This window comes from Lachnospira pectinoschiza (assembly GCF_900103815.1).
Lineage (GTDB): Bacteria > Bacillota > Clostridia > Lachnospirales > Lachnospiraceae > Lachnospira > Lachnospira pectinoschiza_B.
Map to the genome: position 1 here is coordinate 190,617 of NZ_FNHZ01000002.1, position 15,484 is coordinate 206,100.

Annotated in this window: 12 protein-coding genes and 1 tRNA gene; all 13 read right to left on the reverse strand. The window is 36.2% G+C overall.

Annotated elements, in window-relative coordinates; genetic code table 11:
* Nucleotides 1-267: 267 nt before the first annotated feature.
* Nucleotides 268-1,632: a PFL family protein gene (locus tag BLQ66_RS04930; protein WP_074521205.1), complete on the reverse strand. Its 1,365-nt coding sequence runs from the start codon at nt 1,630-1,632 to the stop codon at nt 268-270.
* Nucleotides 1,633-1,680: 48 nt separating this feature from the next.
* A complete protein-coding gene (locus tag BLQ66_RS04935) occupies nt 1,681-1,953 on the reverse strand; it encodes an ACT domain-containing protein (protein WP_027430708.1) in 273 nt (90 codons plus the stop codon).
* A 228-nt stretch (nt 1,954-2,181) separates the two neighbouring features.
* The gene (locus tag BLQ66_RS04940; protein WP_074521206.1) at nt 2,182-2,976 is read right to left on the reverse strand and encodes an MBL fold metallo-hydrolase; all 795 of its coding nucleotides are present in this window, start codon (nt 2,974-2,976) and stop codon (nt 2,182-2,184) included.
* A complete protein-coding gene (locus BLQ66_RS04945; protein WP_074521207.1) occupies nt 2,973-5,333 on the reverse strand; it encodes a cell division protein FtsA in 2,361 nt (786 codons plus the stop codon). Before BLQ66_RS04945 ends, BLQ66_RS04940 begins: the two co-directional genes overlap by 4 nt.
* Before the next feature lie 72 nt (nt 5,334-5,405).
* Nucleotides 5,406-5,999 carry a dephospho-CoA kinase gene (gene coaE / locus BLQ66_RS04950; RefSeq protein WP_083330273.1) on the reverse strand — a complete coding sequence of 198 codons (594 nt, stop codon included), beginning with the start codon at nt 5,997-5,999 and terminating at the stop codon, nt 5,406-5,408.
* A gap of 14 nt (nt 6,000-6,013) precedes the next feature.
* Nucleotides 6,014-8,692, reverse strand: coding sequence for a DNA polymerase I (gene polA, locus BLQ66_RS04955; RefSeq protein ID WP_074521209.1), 2,679 nt, complete (start codon nt 8,690-8,692; stop codon nt 6,014-6,016).
* 15 nt (nt 8,693-8,707) lie between these two features.
* The gene (locus BLQ66_RS04960) at nt 8,708-9,100 is read right to left on the reverse strand and encodes a hypothetical protein (RefSeq protein ID WP_074521210.1); all 393 of its coding nucleotides are present in this window, start codon (nt 9,098-9,100) and stop codon (nt 8,708-8,710) included.
* Between the two features lie 87 nt (nt 9,101-9,187).
* Nucleotides 9,188-9,270 (reverse strand) — tRNA-Leu (locus BLQ66_RS04965).
* A 362-nt stretch (nt 9,271-9,632) separates the two neighbouring features.
* The gene (glgA, locus tag BLQ66_RS04970; protein ID WP_074521211.1) at nt 9,633-11,072 is read right to left on the reverse strand and encodes a glycogen synthase GlgA; all 1,440 of its coding nucleotides are present in this window, start codon (nt 11,070-11,072) and stop codon (nt 9,633-9,635) included.
* A gap of 194 nt (nt 11,073-11,266) precedes the next feature.
* Nucleotides 11,267-12,322, reverse strand: a complete 1,056-nt coding sequence (locus BLQ66_RS04975; protein WP_074521212.1) for a C40 family peptidase — start codon at nt 12,320-12,322, stop codon at nt 11,267-11,269.
* 73 nt (nt 12,323-12,395) lie between these two features.
* Complete coding sequence (gene recN, locus BLQ66_RS04980; protein WP_074521213.1) at nt 12,396-14,075, reverse strand: DNA repair protein RecN; 1,680 nt, start codon at nt 14,073-14,075, stop codon at nt 12,396-12,398.
* 14 nt (nt 14,076-14,089) lie between these two features.
* Nucleotides 14,090-14,578: an arginine repressor gene (gene argR, locus BLQ66_RS04985; protein WP_051195344.1), complete on the reverse strand. Its 489-nt coding sequence runs from the start codon at nt 14,576-14,578 to the stop codon at nt 14,090-14,092.
* A gap of 32 nt (nt 14,579-14,610) precedes the next feature.
* Nucleotides 14,611-15,456, reverse strand: coding sequence for an NAD(+)/NADH kinase (locus BLQ66_RS04990; protein ID WP_074521214.1), 846 nt, complete (start codon nt 15,454-15,456; stop codon nt 14,611-14,613).
* Nucleotides 15,457-15,484: the final 28 nt, after the last annotated feature.

The window sequence follows — 15,484 nt, forward strand, 5'->3', positions numbered from 1 at the left end:
GGTAATAACCCATCCCTTTTATTAGTACCGCTAAGCAATTAGCTTAGTGAAAACGTGTCTTTGAGAATTTGATGGCTGTGCTGCAATGTACGTTAGTCACACAAACATAACAGCAAGCATCAAACTATATAATATTGTCGATTTAATTTGCGATTGTAATCTAGTGTACGTCTTTGAGAATTTGATGGCTGTGCTGCAATGTACGTTAGTCACACAAACATAACAGCAAGCATCAAACTATATTATTTAATAACTGATTTAATACACCTAGTTCTTAAAACTATGAATAGGCGCTGGAATTCTACCCTTTCTATTCACAAACGCAGAACAATCAAACTGATTTACTGGCATAATTGGTGCATATCCAAGTAATCCACCAAATTCAACTGTCTCACCAAGACCCTTTCCTTCAACAGGAATAACTCTTACAGCAGTTGTCTTCTGGTTGATCATACCAATAGCTGCCTCATCTGCGATGATACCTGAAATTGTTGTAGCCTTTGTATCGCCAGGAATGGCAATCATATCAAGGCCTACTGAACAAACACAAGTCATAGCCTCAAGTTTTTCAATTGTAAGGCAACCAGCCTCAACAGAATCAATCATACCCTGATCTTCTGAAACAGGAATGAAGGCACCTGATAAACCACCAACGTAAGAAGAAGCCATAACGCCACCCTTCTTAACCTGGTCATTTAAGAGGGCAAGAGCTGCTGTCGTACCAGGAGCACCTGCTCTTTCAAGTCCGATTTCTTCTAAAATATCTGCAACTGAATCGCCGATTGCTGGAGTTGGAGCAAGTGAAAGGTCGATGATACCAAAAGGTACACCAAGACGCTTAGAAGCTTCTTGAGCTACTAACTGACCTACTCTAGTAATCTTAAAGGCAGTTTTCTTAATAGTTTCGCAAAGAACCTCAAAGCTCTCACCACGTACTGATTCGAGAGCATATTTTACAACACCAGGACCAGAAACACCTACGTTAATGATTGCGTCGTCTTCTGTTACACCGTGGAAAGCTCCAGCCATAAATGGATTATCATCAGGTGCGTTACATAAAACAACTAACTTAGCACAACCGATAGAGTCGTTGTCCTTTGTCAAATGTGCTGTTTCCTTTACAATTTCGCCCATAAGCTTAACTGCATCCATATTGATACCTGTCTTTGTTGAGCCAACATTTACAGAAGCACAAATAAGTTCTGTTTCCTTTAAAGCCTTTGGGATTGAACGAATGAGTAATTCATCAGAACGAGTCATACCCTTTGAAACTACTGCTGAATAACCACCGATAAAGTTAACACCAACTGTGTGTGCAGCCTTATCAAGAGTCTTTGCGATTTCAACGTAGTCATCACTTGTCTTACAACAAGCACCACCAACTAAAGAAATTGGTGTGATAGAAATTCTTTTATTAACAATAGGGACACCGAATTCCCTAGCAATGTCTTCACCAGTCTTTACTAAGTCCTTAGCAAGAGTTGTAATTTTATTGTAAATATTATCACATGTAGACTTAAGGTCTGGACTTGCGCATTCAAGCAAGTTAATACCCATTGTAATAGTTCTTACATCAAGGTTTTCCTTCTCAACCATCTTATTAGTCTCAGTGACTTCCATAATATTAATCATAGTTTTCTCCTATATTATCAGAGTTTTTATGTGTTTTGAAAAATCGAATTAGATTCTATGCATCATGTCGAAGATTTCTTCCTTCTGGCACTTAATAGAAACGCCGATACCTTCGCCAAGCTTGTCTAAATTTTCTAAAATTTCATCATAGCTCTTAGTTGTATTAGCAATATCAACGATCATCATCATGTTAAAATAACCTGAAACGATAGTCTGTGAAATATCTAAGATATTGATCTTAGACTCAGCTAAATAAGTACATACCTTTGCTATAATTCCAACTGTATCTTTTCCTACAACTGTAATTACACACTTCTTCATATAATCATTCTCCTTAAAATTAAACACTTGCAAATTGCAAGCTTTATCCCTCTAAAGATACTCTATTTCTGAATGTATGTCAATTTTAAGATAAGCAAAAAGCTTCCAAAACCCCGCATAATTGCAAGATTTCGGAAGCTTTAATTTTTATTCCTTTTGAAAATGTTACTTTAAATCACATTTAACATCTAACATTAAATTAAATGCAACATTTAATTACATATAAGCTTAAATCACATTTAACATTGAAGTTTCAAATCTCTTTGCCACCTCAATTTCAAAATCACTGGCCTTATAGTCGTTTTCTGACTGGTCGATTTCTAATTTTACAGTTTCATAGGCTAGCTTTTCGTAATTGTTATCCTTACTTAAGTGGCCAAGAATTACCTTCTTTAAATCAGGATGTAAAACCTTACTAATTAGCTGTCCAGAAGACTCATTACATAAATGTCCCTTATTTCCTAAGATTCTTTGCTTAAGATAATATGGGTAACTACCTACCTGAAGTAGATTTATGTCATGATTAGCCTCTACATATAAAATGTCCGATTCTTTCAAATTCTCTACTGTATAGTCATCATAACAACCAAGGTCTGTACAAACAGAAACCTTCTTATTTGCATTAGTAATGCTGTAAGCACAAGGCTCGTTAGCATCGTGTGAAATTGCAAAAGGTCTAATAACTAAATCGTTAAGGTAAAAGGGAATGTCAACGCCGATTCTATTAAGTATGCCCTCTGGCATATCTCCTAAACCAGCCTCTAATATTCCATCAATTGTACCTTGGGTTGCATAAATTGGAATAGCCTCTTTTCGACTTATAACTCCAATACCCTTAATGTGGTCACTGTGCTCATGTGTTACGAATATTGCAGATAAATCTTTAACTGAAAGGTCGATTTTATTCAAACCCTCTTCAATTTTTTTACGACTAACTCCTGCATCAATTAAAATATGCGTATTATCAGAGCCAACGTAGACGCAGTTTCCACTGCTGCCACTTGCGATTGGCATCATTCTCATTGTGTTATATCCTCCCAATAAAGGTCAATCTTATCTCCTTCCTTTAGAGGAGCTGTGTATTCACCCTTATTTCCATTTTGTTTTAGAACTACGACTCCCTTTGGTTTAGACAAATCAAATTCGTAGAACTGAAATAAGTCTACCAAAATATAGTCGCTTTTTCCAGATAATTTTACAGGTTCATTATTTACAAAAATTGTGATACCCTTAGTCATTTTATTTGGAATTTCTGACTTTTTCTCAACCACAACCATGTCTGCTGCCACCTGAGCCAATTCTTCCTGATTTCCAGGCTTGGCAATATTTTCTGAAAATGTATTGCTTTTTATAATTTCATTCATGAACTTGTCATTTGAAATCTTATTCTTTTTAGTAAAGGAAGCACTCATCTTACCAATGCTTGATTCATCGATATTTTTAAGGTCAATACCTTTTTCGGCCTCTTCTTTTAACTTCTTTTCTTCTTCAAGCATAGCCTTCTTTCTGCCACGCTCCTTAGCCTTTTCTAGTTCCTTTATATCCTCTTCGTAGTTTTCCACCTCTAAGCCATTTGTTAGGGTTAGATACTTATTGTCAGGATTTGATGCATTTTCATTACTCTTAATGTAACTTGAGGCTGTAATAGAATCACCGGAATAAATCTTAGTAATAGGATTAGCTTCTTCTCCGTTTACAAAGATTTCGTTATCAAGGGCTTTCATGCCAAGGCAGTCACAAAGCTGCTTAACAGTATAATAGTTTTCAACTCTTAAATGATCTCCCTCTAAAATGTCGTAATCTTCAGGCTTTGTCTCGCCATTTACATAGACAATCTTTGGAAGTTTGAGTAGCTCGCCGTTAAGAGTTAACTTAACTGGACTTGAGAGCTCCTCTAGCTTATTAAGTGTAAGGCTTGCATCCTCACCGGCAGTTGAATTCTTAATTTCAATCTTTGCATTTTGACCAATCTTAGAATTCAGGTTTGCAGGCTTGCCATTTAGCTTAATTACAGCGCCTTCACCAGATTTACCCTTAACCTGTCTTTGAACGCCATTAATTGAGAAACTAAGGGCCTTACCACGTTTAGGAAATACATCGTTATTAGAATAACCAATCTGAACAAGGGCATCGCTAATTGTTAGGTGATTATTGTCATAGAGCTTAACTCTTGACTCGTTTACGCTAACAAAGACGAAGTTGTTCTTCTGGTTATAGAAATTAGTGCAAATTCCGATTGGTGTTACATAAAGGGAATCCTTCTGGAAAGAAACCGCGCTAAAATCCACGCTTTCAAGTACATCTGCCCCACGAACTGCAACTCTCTCTTTTGGAAGACCAAGCTCCTTAGCAAGAGTTTGTGTGTAGCCAGACATTTTGCCACCGCCACCAACTACAAAGACGGCGTTACAGCTCTTGCCTCCATTAAGCTCTTTAATGCGACTTGCTGTTTCCTTAGCCATCTCACCAATTGGCTCTGAGGCAACTTTATTAATATCTGAAACATTGATTTTTTGCTCAATGCCCATGACGTCTTTAAATTTTACTTGTCCCTTTGGCTTAGAGCTTGCAATCATCTTAATCTGCTCTGCAGTTTTAAAGTCTACAAGATAGTGTCTTGCAATGGCTTCAGTGATTTCATCTCCTGCCACAGGAATCATGCCAAAGGCAATAATGCTGCCATCCTTAGTAAGGCAAATATCGGAAGTTCCAGCTCCCACATCCACCAAACCTAGATTAAGCAGTCTAAAGTTTTCTGGCACCGCAATATTAATAGCTGCAATAGGTTCTAGAGTAAGGCTAGCCACCTTTAGGTCAGCGTGCTCCACAGCCATATACAAGCTATCTACAACTTCTTCTGGTAAAAATGTAGCAATTAAATCTACTTCTATCTTCTTTGCCTTATGGCCTTCAAGATTGCTAATTTCAAAGCCATTAAGAAGATATCTTACAGCGGAATGACCTACGCAAAAGAATTTCGCTTCGGAATCCTCTTCGTTTACCTTTTTATGTGCATTTTCAATGGCCTGTAATTCCATAGAGAAAACGTGATCCTTAGTGATTCTTGTTTCCTCATCAAATTCCATTATGCCCTTTGTATTAATAGTCTTTAATACTCGACCAGCCGCAGCAATACACACATCCTTAAGCTTAGTGTCAAGTTGAGCCTCTAAGTCGTTTTTGACCTCAAGGATTTTCTCTCCTACCTTGTAGATGTCATGAATCTGACCATCAAGCATAGATCTGCTCTCATGCTCCCTCTCAGACATAGCTACAACCTTAAAGATGTCATTTTCTACACAACCAACCACACCTACAACATTTCTTGTTCCGATGTCCAAACCGAAAACAAGGCTGTCTAGACCAATTCGTGTTTCCATCCCAAATACCCCCTAAATATAAAGTAAGGTCAACTAGTATATTAAATTCACGTTTAAATTATTTTTAATATATCATAAATTTAGCAAACTAGCAAGTTTTCCTTTAATATTCTCTATACTTGCATCATTGTCTATTGTATGGTCTGTTCTATTTTTAAAGTCTTCTTCTGAGAGCTGGGCCTCAAAGATTTTGTTGATTTTCTCATCTGAGTAGCCACGACTCTCTCTTAATCTCTGCCTTCTTGTTTTTTTACTTGCGAAAATGTACCAAGTCTCGTCACAAAATACATCATAGTGATCTTCTAGCAAAAGGGCAGCTTCAACAAAGCAAAAATCCACGTCTTCCTTAATCTTATGCTCAGTGATTTTCTTTATAATCTCCTGCTTAGTTAAGGGATGAACTATGCTATTTACAAGGATTCGCTTGTTGGGATTATTATAAATAATCTTTGAGAGCTTACTTGTATCAATGGCATCTTTTGTCTCATTTAGAATTTCTTCCCCAAAGAATTCTATTAGCTCTTCAAAGGCCTTATTTCCCTTAAAATACATGGACTTTGCCACATCATCTGCCATTATAATTTCGCAGTTTGTCATTTCCTTTAAAAGAGAAAGGACGAGGGACTTTCCAGCCCCCACGCCTCCTGTAATACCTATTGTTTTCATATTATTCCTTTTAATTAATGGCATTCAAGCCAGTTTTTACCAACATTTAAATCAATTTCAAGGGATACCTTTAATTTAGCAGCTTCCTTCATGCCCTTTTCAATGATTTCTCTTACCTTTTCGATTTCATCATTAGCAACCTCTACTAATAATTCATCGTGAACCTGTAAAACAAGGTGTGACTTTAAATTTGCCTTCTTTAATTCATCATAAACTCTAATCATGGCAATCTTAATAATATCTGCTGCAGTTCCCTGAATTGGAGCGTTCATGGCGATTCTTTCACCGAATTTTTTTTGCATAAAGTTAGATGCCTTTAATTCAGGAATAGGTCTACGTCTGTTAAACATAGTGATTGAGTATCCATTTTCCTTAGCATTCTCTACTAAGCCATCAATAAAGTCCTTAATAGATGGGTAGCTTTCAAAGTACTGATCGATATACTGCTTAGCTTCCTTTGGCGAAATGCTTAAGTCCTTACTTAAACCAAAGGAGCTGATTCCATAGATAATACCAAAGTTTACGGCCTTGGCATTTCTTCTTTGAAGGTCAGTTACCTCTTCAAGCGGTGTGTTGAATACGTGAGATGCTGTAGCTCTATGAATATCTACGTCTGAATTGTAGCTTTCAATTAGCTTTTCATCCCCTGACATATGAGCAAGGATTCTAAGCTCGATCTGTGAGTAATCCGCATCAATAAAGCTAAAGCCTTCTCTTGGAATAAATACCTTTCTAAATAACTTACCCATTTCCATTCTAATTGGAATGTTTTGTAGGTTTGGATTAGTAGAGCTGATTCTTCCAGTAGCTGTAATTGTCTGGTTGAAGTTTGAATGAATTCTACTATCTTCTCCTATATATTCTGTTAAACCGTCAGCATAAGTTGACTTTAACTTAGCTAACTGTCTGAATTCTAGGATATCATTAACAATTGGATAATCCACTGCTAACTCTTCTAAGACATCAGAGGCAGTTGAATAACCACTCTTTGTCTTCTTCTTTACTGGCATGCCAAGCTTTTCAAAAAGAATAACTCCTAACTGCTTTGGAGAATTAATATTAAATTCCTCTCCTGCAGCCTTATAGATGCTTGCCTCAAGGGCTTCTATCTTTTCTGCAAGAACTGCTGAGTAGTCAATTAATTCCTGCTTATCTACTCTTACGCCCTGCTTTTCCATCTCGTATAAAACAAAGATTAGTGGCATTTCCATATTAATAAATAAGTCATACATGTCCATTTTTTTCAAATTATCAAGAATATTATTGGCAACCTTTAAGTAAATGTATGACTGTAGGCAAGCGTACTTAACTAGATTCTCATTATTAGTCTGGCTAGCCTTTTCTAAACTGTCCTTAGCAATTAACTCAGCTCTTGCTGGCACGTTAATGTCCATATAAGTTCTTGCAAGGGCTACATAGTCATAGCTTTCATTGTTTGGTGCAAGTAAATATTCTCCAACAGATACGTCAAGGAATGCATTTTCAGGGACATCTGAGTATTCATAAAGACTTGTTGTGTCCAAAAATTTCAAAACAGATTTCAAGCCTGAAGTAACAATTAATCTGCCATCTGCTAGCTTAATTGCCTCACGAAGTCTTGTTACAAGGTAGTTTTCATTCACAAAACCAGTGCATGGAATATAGTAAATCTCCTCATCTGAGAGACTAAGGGCAATGCCTGATAAACTTTCCTCTGCAAGTACTGCCAAGCCGATTTGCTTGCCGCTCTCTACCATTTCCTTTACTTTATTAAAAATGTCTTCCACCTCGCTAAATTCAGTAACTTCCTTGAAATTATCGTAAACTTCAAGTTCTTTTTGAGGCATATTCTTATCAAATTTAGATAACATATTCTTAAAGTTATAGCGCTTAAATAACTCATAAGAATCTGCATTAAACATATCATCAAGGCCTGCCGACTCTAATTTAAAGCCAAGATCTACATCTGTTTTAATTGTAACTAAGATTTTGCTTTGTCTTAAAAGTTCAATGTTATTTCCAATATTTTCCTTCTGCTTTGGCTTTAGTTCATCTAAATGCTCAAATACATTTTCCATAGACTTATACTGGGCAATAAGCTTAGTAGCTGTCTTCTCACCAATACCAGGAGCACCAGGAATATTATCAGATGTATCTCCCATTAAGGCCTTAACATCAATAAATTCAAGAGGTGTAACTCCGTAGGTCTCAAAAACATTTTCAGGTAAATAATCTTCAACCTCAGTGCCGCCCTTCTTAGTTTTTGGAATTCTAATCTTAATATGCTCTTCGCAAAGCTGGAGTAAATCTCTATCACCTGAGACAATTACTACATCAAGTCCGTCTCTTGCGCTTGTCTTTGCAATAGTTCCAATAATGTCATCTGCTTCAAAGCCTTCGCAAGTTACAACATTAATATTCATGCTTCTAAGTAGGTCCTGCATAAGGGGTACCTGCTGCTTAAATTCTGGTGCTGCGGCCTTTCTTGTGCCCTTATATTCCTTATACATTACATGTCTAAAGGTAGGGACAGGCAAGTCAAAGGCTACAGTTAAGTAGTCAGGCTTTTCCTCATCAAGGAACTTAAACATGATATTAAGAAATCCATACATGGCATTAGTGTGGATTCCTTCACTGTTTGTTAGGTCAGGTATGCCATAAAAGGCTCTATTTAAGATACTGTGACCATCTATTAATACAATCTTCTTTCTCATTTTTCCTCCAATTAATTACAAATAGTTTATGATAAACCAAATTATACAAGTTAAAAGCATAAGCATATTAACTGTCATTAGGAAATATCGATTAAGCTTTCTGCGTTTCTTTATTCTTTCTTGTTTTTGCTCTTCAAGCTTTAATTTCAAGTCTACTATGCCTGCAAAATCAAGAGAATCGAAGAGCTTTTGAAAAGCGTGCCTGTTGGCAAACTCTTCCTTTGATCTCATCTGATTATCTATTATATCATCATCGGATAATCCATATTTAACAATGTAATATATCTCAAGCTCTTCCCTACAATCGGGACAAGTTTTTAGATGATTAATAAAATCCTCATTCATTTTAAATGATAATCTTGATTTATCAAAGTCTTCGAATTGATTTTGAAAATCTTTACATTTCATATAAGACTCCTTTTTATCCCTGTTTAGGATTTCTCCGACTAAACTAAAAAAACCACCTAAGCCAACTGACTTAAGTGGTTAAGTTAATGCGGATGGCGGGACTTGAACCCGCACGATGTCACCACCGGCAGATTTTGAGTCTGCTGCGTCTGCCATTCCGCCACATCCGCGCGCCTAATTAGAATATCATAACTTTGCACTAAAATCAAGGCTAATTCAGAACAATTCTAACTTTCAACTATCTATTTTTTGAAGATAAAAGACATCTAATATTGTAAAGCGGACATTCGGAATCCGCTTCGCTACTTCCTCATGAACGCAGTGGCACTTTGTGCCACCTGTCAGAAGGGGCTTTAACCCCTTCTGACACTAGTAAGCTTTATACCCCCGCTTAAAGCTTACGCTTTTGAAGCGGGGGATTGCTTACACTGCGTTCAAAAATCATTTTATTCATCTAGCCAAGTTAATTTGACTAGATGAATAAAACAAAAATAAATTCTAAAATTAATTGTAATAGGAATTACAAAAGCAATTAGTATAAAGATCTATATAATTCTTCATACTTCTTAGCAGATGTCTTCCAAGAGAAGTCTGCCTTCATGCCTCTATCTACAATCTTATTCCACTCTCTCTTGTGGTTGTAGTAAACGTCCTTTGCGTAGTTTACAATGCCAAGCATTTCATGAGCGTTATAGTTTGCAAAGGAGAAGCCTGTTCCCTTGCTTTCATATTCATTATAAGCCTCAACAGTATCCTTTAGACCACCTGTTTCACGAACAATAGGTACTGTTCCGTATCTAAGGGCCATTAACTGGCTTAAGCCACATGGCTCAAAGAGTGATGGCATAAGGAATGCATCACAAGCTGCATAAATCTTATGTGACATTGCTTCTGAATAGTAAATATTAGCTGAAACTCTGTCATTATATTTCCAATCGAAATGTCTAAACATATTCTCGTAACGTTCTTCACCAGTACCAAGTACTACTAACTGAACGTCTTCACTACATAGCTCATCCATAACATAGGCAATTAAATCAAGACCCTTCTGATCTGTAAGTCTTGATACAATACCAATCATAAACTTTGACTTATCTTCCTTTAAGCCAAGTTCTCTCTGAAGAGCTAGCTTATTCTTCCACTTTTCCTTACGGAAAGTAATCTGATTATAATTAGCAGCTAAGTTGGTATCAGTTTCTGGATTGTATGTTTCGTAGTCGATACCATTTACAATACCACTTAGGCAATTAGATCTAGCATTCATAAGTCCGTCTAGATTCTCACCATAGAATGGTGTCTTAATTTCCTGGGCATATGTTTCAGAAACTGTTGTAACTCTATCGGCATAAACAATACCACCTTTTAAATAATTAGCATCCTCATAAGCCTCTAACTTATCTGGAGCAAAATATTCATCAGGAAGTCCTGTTATATCCTTTACCTTCTTTAAATCCCAGATACCCTGGAACTTAAGGTTATGAATTGTCATAATTGATTTAACACCTGAATAGAACTCACCCTGTGAGAAACGTTCTTTTAAATAAACAGGAATTAAACCTGTCTGCCAATCATGACAGTGAATAATATCTGGATTAAATCCGATTACTGGAATTGCAGAAAGAGCTGCCTTACTAAAGAAGGCAAATTTCTCAATATCTTCATGAATCCAACTATAAGGCTTTGGACCACCGAAATAGAATTCATTATCAATGAAATAAAAAGTTACTCCGTCCCATTCTAGTTCAAACACACCTACATACTGAGTTCTCCAAGCGAGATCAATATAGAAATGTGTCTTATAGACCATCTTTTCTCTGTACTCCCAAGGTATACACATAAACTTTGGAAGCATTACTCTTACATCGTATTCCTCTTTGTTAAAATACTTTGGAAGAGAACCTACAACATCAGCTAATCCGCCAGTTTTAATAAAAGGTACCGCCTCTGATGCTATAAATAATACGTTTTTCATTCCTTCCCTCCTAGAACATATAAAATATGCTTTAAATTAGCCTCTCCCTAAGGCTAAAAATTAGCTTTATTACTTCTCCATTAAAGCTAATAATCTATGGCAAAAATAGCAAAAAAATAAGTGTGGCCACAGACCACACTTATTATAACATATTTAACTTCCAAACACTAGTTAAATAACGAGATATTCTAAATTTACCAATATCTTCTAATTGATGTAATAGACATTCCTAATCCATATACATTAATTGTACATACCTTCTTACCAGGTACTGGTGCATGAATCATCATGTTATTACCAATGTAGATACCTACATGTCCTGGATAACAAATGATATCGCCAGGTTGAGCTTCACTAATACTCGAAATCTTAGTACCGCCTGATGCCTGTCCAGAGGATGTTCTTGAAACGGAAATTCCTAACTGATTGAAAATGTAATAAATCAATCCAGAACAGTCAAAACCTGTAGATGGTGAAGCACCACCACTTACATAACTATAACCAATATATGAGTAAGCCATGCTTACAATCTGGTTTGCTACTGAACTGTTATTATTAGCTGTAACAGTTGTAGTTGTAGTTGTAGTTGTAGTAGTTGTTGTTGACTTCTTTGCTGATGCTGCTGCCCTAGCTGCTGCTGCAGCGGCTGCCTTCTCAGTTGCATCTGCGATTAATTGATCGTAGTTTTCAATAGAGGCTTCCTGCTCTTCAATAGTAGTATATAGACTTGCTTGCTTGTCAGTTAATTCCTGACTTGTCTGTGCTAAAGCTTCTTCTTTTTCTTCAACTTCAGCTTTAAGATCTGCAACAGCCTGTGCTGTAGCTGCCATCTCATCTAACTGTTCACGATCATAAGTGTATACTGACTGTAAGTAGTTAGTCTTATTAAGTAATTCACTCATGTCTGCAGAAGATAAGAAAACATCTGAGATTGTTGCTGACTGATCCTCGTACATGTACTTGATACGTAACTTCATATCATCATACTGCTGTGCAAGTTTCTCTTCAGCCTCTGCCAACTGTTGATTAACCTCTTCTTTCTCTTCAGTTAAATCAGCTGCTTGTTGTTCTAATTCATCAATCTGTACAAGCACGTAAGCTAACTGATTCTTTAAATCATCAAGTGTGCTTTCTGCCTGACTCTTTTGATTCTTTAGAGATGTTACATCATCATCAGCAAAAACTGCTGAAGCTGCAAGTGATGTAATCAACAAAGTTGCTGCAAATGTCTTAAATACTCTCTTGCGCATACTCTTCCTCTCCATTATTTTATTACAGAATTATTAAAATCCTGTTAAAACACTTTTAAAGTATACTCCACCTTTAGGAAAAGTTCAAGTTTTTAGAACGACTTTTTAATTCCTTGGCATTAGTAAGAGTAGCCTTTGTCATCTCTCCATCACCAAGAAGTCTGGCAAGTTCCTTAATAGACTCTTCTTCAGATAAAGCTTTTATATTACTAATAGTTCTATTATTAGATAAGGCCTTTTCAATAATAAAATGCTTAGAGGCCATAGCTGCAATTTGTGGTAAGTGAGTAATACAAATTATCTGATTTGAATTTGATAGACTAAGAAGCTTAGCTGCAACCATAGAGGCTGTTTTACCACTAATACCTGCATCAATTTCATCGAAAATGTAACTAGTCTGATCATTTTTACTTGCCATAATACTTTTAAGCGCTAGCATAATTCTTGAAAGCTCACCACCAGAGGCAACCTTTGATAAAGGCTTAATCTCCTCACCTGGGTTTGTGTTAATCATAAAGGTAATCTTATCAACACCCTTTGCACTAAGTGGACTTTCACTAAAGTCAATTTCAAATTTAACATCAAGGAAATTAAGTTCCTTTAGAGCCTTAACAAAAGCAGCTTCTAATTTTTTAGCTCCAGCTTTTCTAAGGTCACTAAGCTTAGCTGCAAGTTTTTTACACTCTTCTTCTTTTGCTGTAACTTCCTTTTTCTTTTTACTATATACATTGTCAAAATCTAAGTATTCTTCAAGTAAAGCCTGCTTTTTATCAAGATTTTCTAATATATCCTCAATAGTCTTACCATATTTCATCTTAAGATTATTGATTAAATCAAGTCTTTCCTCAAGTTCATTAAATCTCTCTTCATCAAATTCTAAATCATCCATGTAATTTGAAACCTGATGTGCCACATCTGAAATTAAATCTTCAATAGATGATAAAGTGTTTGATAAATCCTCTAGGCCTTCATCATATTCAAGGGCCTTATTGGTATGTCTTAAAATGTCTGAAATCATATCAGATACATTAGTTTCACCATCATATAGATTTTCCGATACAAGGGCTAATTCAGAAACGATTTTTTGATAATTTCTCATCTTTGTGTATTCATTTTCCAAATCAGAATCCTCATTAGGACTTAAATTAGCGGCACTAATTTCATTAATCTCAAATTCAAGGAAAGAAGTTTGTCTATTTCTTTCTTCCTCGTTAATATTAAGTGCTTCAAGGGCCTGATTAGCCTCTTTAAATTCTTTATAGGCAGACTTTAAGTCAGATAAAACTACAGCTGCTTCGTTTTTAATATATTCATCAACGGTCTCAAGCTGTTTATTCTCATCTATTAAAATCTGATTATCTCTTTGTCCATGGATATTAATTAAGAGATTGGCTAATTGCCTTGTTTGACTTGATGTAAAAGATTGTCCGTTTACTTTAATAGTTGAACGGCTTGGAGAAATTTTTCTAGAAATCACTAATTCCCCCTCATCAATATCTAAGATACCAAGCTCTTTAAGCTCTTGTCTTGTCTTTTCATCTTCTACATAAAATGTTACTTCGGCTAGGCCGTAATCGCAGCCCGTTCTAATAAAATCAGGGCTAGTTTTAGCACCAAGAGCTGCGTTAATTGAACCTAGGATTATAGACTTACCAGCGCCAGTTTCGCCAGTTAAAATATTTAGACCTTCTTCAAAGTCGATGTTCTCTTCCTCAATAAGAGCAAGATTTTTTACATGTAAATTAACTAACACCCCACTACCTCTCTTTACTCAAAGTCCTCATTTCCATCTTTGTGACTTGGTTCCTCAGCTACAAACTTTCTAATTCTACTCATAACCTCAAGAGCTTCCTTCTCAGTTCTAATAGCACAAAGAATTGTGTCATCACCTGCAACAGCACCTACAATTTCAGGCCACTTTAGAGCATCAAAAGCCGCACAAACAGCCATTGCCATACCTGATACTGTCTTTACTACTAAAATGTTTTGAGCCACATCACACGATAAGAAGCCCTGTCTTAAAACGCCTTCGAATCTTCCGTTAAGGGCTACATTTTCATTAGTAGGAAGGGCATACTTCTGGCTTTTTGAACCAGAGGCTACCTTAGTTAAGTTAAGCTCTCTAATATCTCTTGATATAGTTGCCTGAGTAGCGTTATAACCTGCATCAAGTAAGGCCTTAGCTAATTCATCCTGTGTTGCTATATCGTAAGAAGTAATAAGCTCAACAATTTTTTGTTGTCTTGCATTCTTCATTTTAAAATTTTCTCCTTTTTTACATTTCTTTATTACATTTTATCCCTTATTCTTTCTAGGAAAGAAGCCTTGTTGGTCTTAATAAACTTGGCTATCTTCTTTGATCTACATACCTTAATTTTATCCCCTGGTAAGCAATCAATAAATTTTTCTCCGTCAAAGGTTGCAACTCTTCTATCCGCCGCCTTTTTATTGTCTTTAATAACTATAGTTACGCAATCCTCTGCTCCAAAAATAATACTTCTTGAATTAAGAGAATGTGGGCAAATTGCAGTCATTAAAATAAGATTGGCGTTTGGCTGAATAATTGGACCACCTGCTGATAGGCTGTAGGCTGTTGAGCCTGTGGCAGTGGATAAAATCACGCCATCCGCCATGTAAGTAGTCAAATACTCATCATTTACATAGACGTCATACTCCATAATTGAGAGATTACCTGACCTATTTAATACTACATCATTAAGGGCAGTCTCTTCAAAGATAAGCTTGTCGTCACGATAGATTTGGCCATTAAGCATCATTCGCTCATCAATTAGGTATTGATCTTTAAAGAGCAAATCGATGGTGTCATAGACATTTGCCATATCTGTATCTGTTAAATAACCAAGAGTTCCAATATTAACCCCTAGAAACGGAAGATTTAAGCCATTTAGATCATCCGAGGCCTGAATTAGAGTACCGTCTCCACCAAGCACAATTATACACTCCACACCTTCAGGAATATTTTTGCAGTCCGTATAATTACAAGCATTCCCAATTAGCTCATAACTATAAATGCTACAAGTTCCACCCATATTCTTTATATATTGGCATATTCTGTTGGAATAGAGTTCCTCCCTATCCTTTAAAGGATTGGCTACAATAAAAAAATTTTTCATTTGAGCCTCCAAAACACATTTATCTACT